Origin of the sequence: Streptomyces sp. NPDC059900 (assembly GCF_050270335.1) — a bacterium.
Classification (GTDB): domain Bacteria; phylum Actinomycetota; class Actinomycetes; order Streptomycetales; family Streptomycetaceae; genus Streptomyces.
The window spans coordinates 1-5,463 of the sequence record NZ_JBNNJZ010000538.1; the positions used below are offsets into that span (position 1 = coordinate 1).

The window sequence follows — 5,463 nt, forward strand, 5'->3', positions numbered from 1 at the left end:
CCTCAAGAGAGTGTGCGCGCGGTACAGCGGCGCGACGAAAACCACCTGCAACGGGACGGCCTGGACGTACTACCAGGCCGTCGACAAGCTCGGCTACACCGGCGTGGCAGACGACGGCACCGCCGCCTGACCGACCATCCCTCCGCTCACGAAGGGCCCTCCAGGAGGCCGGAGCCATCGAGATCGCCCTGACCACCTCCCTCCTGGAGCCACCCGCCGAGAGCTCGCCGATGCCGCAGGGCGCCCGCACTCGCTTCCGCAGGGGTGGAGACACCCCCACACCCTCTACAGCCATGTAGAAGTTACGCTGCCTCGGCACGCATCCCCGCACAACAGGGCGGGGAGCAACGAAGAGGAGGCATGACTCGTGGGTGTCATCGGATGGATCATTCTGGGACTGCTGGCCGGCGCCATAGCCAAGGCCGTGCTGCCCGGCCGTGATCCGGGCGGACTCATCGGCACGACGGTCATCGGCATCGCAGGGGCGTTCGTCGGGGGCTGGCTCTCGGCGCGATTCCTGGACCGGCCCGTGGAGCGGCAGTTCTTCGACCTCACCACGTGGGGATCGGCGATAGCCGGAGCCCTCGTCCTGCTGATCGGCTACCGCATCCTGTTCGGCAACTCCCGCAACTGACGCGCGGTTCGACCTCCGGGATGCGATCGGCGCCCGGCACTCGCCCCCATTGTTTCTACAGTGTTGTAGATTAAAGGAGAGCTCGCGGCTGCGGGCGCAGAGCGGCTCCGTCATCTTCCACCAACTCCCGACCAGGCGGCCTCACATGTCATCCGTGAATCTGTCCAAGGGCCAGCAGATCAGCCTGAGCAAGTCCGACGGCGGTGCCCTCACCGTCGTACGCATGGGACTGGGCTGGCAGGCCGCCCCGCGCAAGGGCTTCCTGGCCAAACTGACCGGAAACCGCGAGATCGACCTCGACGCCTCGGCCGTGCTCGCCGCCGGCCGGGAGTACGTCGACGTCGTCTTCTTCCAGCAACTCACCAGCAAGGACGGCTCCGTCCAGCACAGCGGCGACAACCTCGTCGGCGGCACAGGGCAGGGGGACGACGAATCCATCGTCGTCGACCTGCAGCGCGTCCCGGCGCACGTCGACCAGATCGTCTTCACCGTGAACTCCTTCACGGGGCAGACCTTCGCGGAGGTCCAGAACGCCTACTGCCGTCTCATCGACGAGCAGAGCGGCCAGGAGCTGGCCCGCTACACCCTCACCGGCGGCGACAGCAACACCGCCCAGATCATGGCCAAGGTCCACCGCTCCGGCAGCGGCTGGCAGATGGCGGCCATCGGCGAGCCGGCCTCAGGCCGCACCTTCCAGGACCTGCTGCCCGCGATCACCCGCCACCTGTAGCCGGGGCGCCGCCCGCGCCGCTGGCCCGGTCGGTGCCGGCCGGGAAGCCTCCCGAACCGGGCTCCCCCGCCGGCAAGTCGGGGTCAGCGGCCCGGCGCGCCGGAGGCATCGACCTGGCCGTGACCGATCGCGGCCAGCGCGCGGTCAAGGACCTCCTGGACCTCACCGATGGCCGAGAGCGGGGTCACCAGCCCCCGGGCCCGGTAGTGGTCGACGACCGGGGCCGTCATGCCGTGATAGACCTCCAGTCGCCTGCGAACGGTTGCCTCGCGGTCGTCGTCACGCTGGTACAGCTCACCGCCGCAGATGTCACACGTCTCTGCCACCTTGGGCGGGCTGTAGTCGACGTGGAAGATGTGTTCGCGGTCCCGACGGCACAGTCGCCGTCCAGCGATTCGCCTGACCACCTGATCCTCGGGGATCTCCAGGTCGAGCACGGCGTCCAGCTGCGACTTCGAGTCGGCCAGGATGAGGTCCAGTGCCTTCGCCTGGGCAAGATTGCGCGGGAAACCGTCCAGAAGAAAACCGCGTTCGATATCCGGTCGGGCAAGGCGTTCTTCGACTACGCCGATGGTCACCTCGTCCGGTACCAGAAGGCCGGCACGCATGTGCCTGTGGGCGTTCTGCCCGAGTTCGGTGCCCTGGCCGATGTGCTCGCGGAACAGGTCACCGGTGGAGATGTGCTGGATCGACAGATACGCGGCAAGGCGCACGGCCTGCGTACCCTTGCCGGCTCCGGGCGGCCCGATCAGGAGAATGCGCATCGATGGGGTTTCCCTTCGTCATGCGTGGCCGGGGTCGATCGCAGGATTCGAGGTACCCGGGCGTCGCCATGACCGCACAGACGCCCTCTGTGTGCATTCCAGCAGATGATCGACACCTCGAGGGCCTTTCACTCCGGTGAGTGCGCAAGCACACAAGGACTGCACACCGGCACCGGAGGACCGAAGCGGCGCCGCACCTCAGTATCTGCATCCAGCCAGACAGAGATCCTTATTCAGCCTCGCTTGCGCCTTCTCGGCCTGTTGCTTCCCGTCAACACCCCATACCCCTATGGTGATACGTATTCAGAGAGAGCGCTGGGGGTGAGACCGATGGCATTCACCGAGATCGCAGTGGCGGTGATTACGACCGGGCCTGCCTACATTGCGGTCTGGCTGACCGCACGCAGACCCCGACCCGAGGCGGCTCAACCGCAGACCTGCGCGCATGCCGCGGCCTGCGGACAGTGCGAAGACAAGAGCGCCGTCGACGCCGCGCCGGGCTACCGGGCGTTCTGGGCACTCGCCGCCTAGTCCTCACCCCTTCGCGGCACACGGTGGGCCCGCCACCTCAAGGCAGCGGGTCCACCGTGGAGCCGCCGGCTCAGCCCGCACCGGACGGGGCCGCCGCTCGGCACCCCGAAGCCATGGTTCAGCTCCCGGAGCCCACGATGGCGGTGACGCGGATCTCCACGCGCATGGCGGCAAGCCCGAGGACCGTGACGCCGGTTTCGGTCCAGATGGGCGCGCGGCCGCCGAGACGACGGCGGAACTGCTCGGCCATGACCTTGTTGTGGTCGTCACCGATGACGTCATCCCCCGGTGCGACCTTGTGGTACGAGTTGACGTGGATGACGTCCTTCCACGTCGCGCCGACCGTGGCGAGCGTGCGCTCCACGTTCTCGAAAGCCTGGATGATCTCGTCTTCCAGTGAGTCGGGTATGACCAGGTCGTCGTCCACTCCGGCCTGGCCGGAGATCTCGACGCGGTCGTCGACGCGCACGGCCCCGCTGTAACCGAGGGCCTCGTGCAGCTTCTCGCCGTAGCCCGGAACGATCCCGAAGGTGACGGTGCTCATGATGTTCCCTCTTCCATTCCATAAGGGTGCGCCCGCTCTGGCATGAGTTCACGCGTGAAGTCAGAGTACCAAGGTTTGACTTCACGCGTAAAGTGATGACCGGCTTCGCCGGAGGGCGGAGAGATACATGAGCAGCGGAGGAAGACCCATGAGCGGCACGGACGGACACGAAGACGGCGACGAGCTGCGCTGGCTCGACGAGCAGGAGAAGGAGGCCTGGACAGGGCTGATCTCTCTTGTCCTGTTGCTGCCCGCCAAGCTGGAGTCACCGCTGCGGCAGGAACACGGCATCACTCTGTTCGAGTACCTCGTGCTCAGCCATCTCTCCGAGGCACCGCAGCGCAAGCTGCGGATGGGAGAGCTCGCCTTCCTCGCCAGCGGGTCGCTCTCCCGCCTGTCCAACGTCATCAAACGCTGCGAGCAGCGCGGCTGGGTCGTACGGAGTCCCGACCCGGAAGACGGCCGGTACACACTCGCCGAGCTCACCGACGCCGGTTTCGGCATCGTGCATCTGGCGGCGCCCACACACATGCGCTCCGTACGCCGCATCGTCCTGGACTCGCTCAACACCGCCGACCAGAAGGCCCTCGCCCGCGTCGCACACAAACTCCGCATCGTCCCTGACGACTTCGGCTGACAGCCGCCCCGCGCGGCGCCCGGCGGCGGGGACGCCGCAGGGCGGACCACGCGTCAGCGGATCCCCCAGATACCCGCGACGGGGCGGCAACCCTGGCCGCCCCCGCGACGACTACGGCACACGGGACAAGGACACCCGCGATTCCACGATGAACAGGGAGCCGACCATGAGCCGAGCACGTTCTCGAAAACTGCAGGTCACGCTGGCCACGCTGGCCGTCGCGGCCGCCAGCGGCGCGGCGCTGACGCTGCCGGAGGCCTCGGCGCAGCCCACGGCCGCGGCCGCCGGCGCCACCGGCTACGCCACGCAGAACGGCGGGACGACCGGCGGCGCGGGCGGCCAGACGGTGCGGGCCACGACGGGCACCGCGATCCACACGGCCCTGTGCAACCGCGCCGCCGACGACACCCCGATCACCATCGAGGTCGAGGGCACGATCAACCACGCCAACACCACGAAGGTGTCGGGCGACAGCTGCAACACCGCCGCCGGCGTGATCGAGCTCAAGCAGATCAGCAACGTCACGCTCATCGGCGTCGGCAGCGGCGCCGTCTTCGACCAACTGGGCATCCACATCCGCGATTCCAGCAACATCGTCATCCGGAACGTGACCGTCAAGAACGTCAAGAAGTCCGGCTCCCCCACCTCCAACGGCGGCGACGCCATCGGCATGGAGAGCGACGTCCGCAACGTCTGGGTCGACCACACGACCCTGGAGGCGTCAGGCGGGGAGTCCGAGGGCTACGACGGCCTCTTCGACATGAAGAACAACACGCAGTACGTCACGCCGTCGTACAGCATCCTGCGCAACTCCGGGCGCGGCGGCCTCGTCGGGTCCAGCGAGAGCGACGTCTCCAACAGCTACATCACCTACGACCACAACAAGTACGAGAACATCGACTCGCGCACGCCCCTGCTCCGCGGCGGCACGGCGCACATCTACAACAACTACTACACCGGCCTGAACGAGTCCGGCATCAACTCCCGCGCCGGAGCCAAGGCCAAGGTGGACAACAACTACTTCAAGAACTCCTAGGACGTCCTGGGCACCTTCTACACCGACGCGGCCGGTTACTGGCAGGTCAGCGGCAACACCTTCGACCAGGTGACCTGGTCTTCCGCCGACGACGAGTACAACCCGGCAGGCCCCAACCCCACGTCCAACACCACGGTGAGCATCCCCTACTCCCACTCCCTCGACAAGGCCTCCTGTGTGCCGGCCATCGTGGGCAGAACGGCGGGAGCAGGCACGGGTCTCAAGGTGTCGGACGGCACCTGCTAAAACGCGGCCGCCGTCCTGACGGTACGTCGGCGGGAGGCCACCGCACCGTCAGGACGGCACCACCACGACAACCGCGCGCCCGTCCGTACGAAGGGATCCGGCCCGGCTCAGAGGGTCGACCCCGCGTACGCGGTCACGTCCTCCACCGATGCGTTGCCGCCGCAGATCACCAGCCCGAGCCTGGTCGCATCGCCGGTCTTGGCCAGGACGCGGCGGGCCGCCGGCAGGAGGCAGCCCGCTGCCGGTTCCGCCCATACCTTTGCGTGCTCGGCCAGTTCGAGCACGCCCGCGTAAGCCTCCGCCTCGGGCACGACCAATACCTCGTCGACCAGGTCACGCAC

The 5,463-nt window shown here is 67.6% G+C and carries 6 protein-coding genes and 3 pseudogenes; 6 read left to right on the forward strand and 3 right to left on the reverse strand.

The features are described from left to right. The 3 genes and pseudogenes from ACQKIP_RS38370 to ACQKIP_RS38380 form a co-directional block, all read left to right on the forward strand. A pseudogene (locus ACQKIP_RS38370) lies at nt 1-130 on the forward strand (phospholipase); the annotation flags it as partial. Nucleotides 131-367: 237 nt separating this feature from the next. Continuing rightward, complete coding sequence (locus ACQKIP_RS38375; protein WP_365856860.1) at nt 368-634, forward strand: GlsB/YeaQ/YmgE family stress response membrane protein; 267 nt, start codon at nt 368-370, stop codon at nt 632-634. A gap of 145 nt (nt 635-779) precedes the next feature. Continuing rightward, on the forward strand, nt 780-1,364 hold the full coding sequence (locus tag ACQKIP_RS38380) for a TerD family protein (protein WP_365856858.1): 585 nt from the start codon (nt 780-782) through the stop codon (nt 1,362-1,364). 83 nt (nt 1,365-1,447) lie between these two features. Here ACQKIP_RS38380 and ACQKIP_RS38385 read toward each other — a convergent pair whose 3' ends face one another. Further along, a complete protein-coding gene (locus ACQKIP_RS38385) occupies nt 1,448-2,128 on the reverse strand; it encodes an adenylate kinase (protein ID WP_365856856.1) in 681 nt (226 codons plus the stop codon). Between the two features lie 330 nt (nt 2,129-2,458). Between ACQKIP_RS38385 and ACQKIP_RS38390 the strand changes: the two genes are divergently transcribed. Continuing rightward, nucleotides 2,459-2,659: a hypothetical protein gene (locus tag ACQKIP_RS38390; protein WP_365856854.1), complete on the forward strand. Its 201-nt coding sequence runs from the start codon at nt 2,459-2,461 to the stop codon at nt 2,657-2,659. A 118-nt stretch (nt 2,660-2,777) separates the two neighbouring features. On the opposite strand, the gene ACQKIP_RS38395 is transcribed toward ACQKIP_RS38390, so the two are convergent. Then, on the reverse strand, nt 2,778-3,203 hold the full coding sequence (locus tag ACQKIP_RS38395) for a Rid family hydrolase (protein ID WP_365856852.1): 426 nt from the start codon (nt 3,201-3,203) through the stop codon (nt 2,778-2,780). 127 nt (nt 3,204-3,330) lie between these two features. On the opposite strand from ACQKIP_RS38395, the gene ACQKIP_RS38400 reads away from it, so the two are divergent. Beyond that, nucleotides 3,331-3,840: a MarR family winged helix-turn-helix transcriptional regulator gene (locus tag ACQKIP_RS38400; protein ID WP_427745205.1), complete on the forward strand. Its 510-nt coding sequence runs from the start codon at nt 3,331-3,333 to the stop codon at nt 3,838-3,840. Nucleotides 3,841-4,006: 166 nt separating this feature from the next. Beyond that, nucleotides 4,007-5,119, forward strand: a pseudogene (locus tag ACQKIP_RS38405) (pectate lyase family protein); the annotation flags it as partial. Between the two features lie 110 nt (nt 5,120-5,229). Here the strand turns inward: ACQKIP_RS38405 and ACQKIP_RS38410 are convergent. Next, a pseudogene (locus ACQKIP_RS38410) lies at nt 5,230-5,463 on the reverse strand (threonine/serine dehydratase); the annotation flags it as partial.

Excerpts from the sequence above, each read along its gene's own strand:
- ACQKIP_RS38380 (WP_365856858.1), top strand. The coding sequence starts at position 780 with ATGTCATCCGTGAATCTGTCCAAGGGCCAGCAGATCAGCCTGAGCAAG.
- ACQKIP_RS38385 (WP_365856856.1), bottom strand. The coding sequence starts at position 2,128 with ATGCGCATTCTCCTGATCGGGCCGCCCGGAGCCGGCAAGGGTACGCAG.
- ACQKIP_RS38390 (WP_365856854.1), top strand. The coding sequence starts at position 2,459 with ATGGCATTCACCGAGATCGCAGTGGCGGTGATTACGACCGGGCCTGCC.
- ACQKIP_RS38395 (WP_365856852.1), bottom strand. The coding sequence starts at position 3,203 with ATGAGCACCGTCACCTTCGGGATCGTTCCGGGCTACGGCGAGAAGCTG.
- ACQKIP_RS38400 (WP_427745205.1), top strand. The coding sequence starts at position 3,331 with ATGAGCAGCGGAGGAAGACCCATGAGCGGCACGGACGGACACGAAGAC.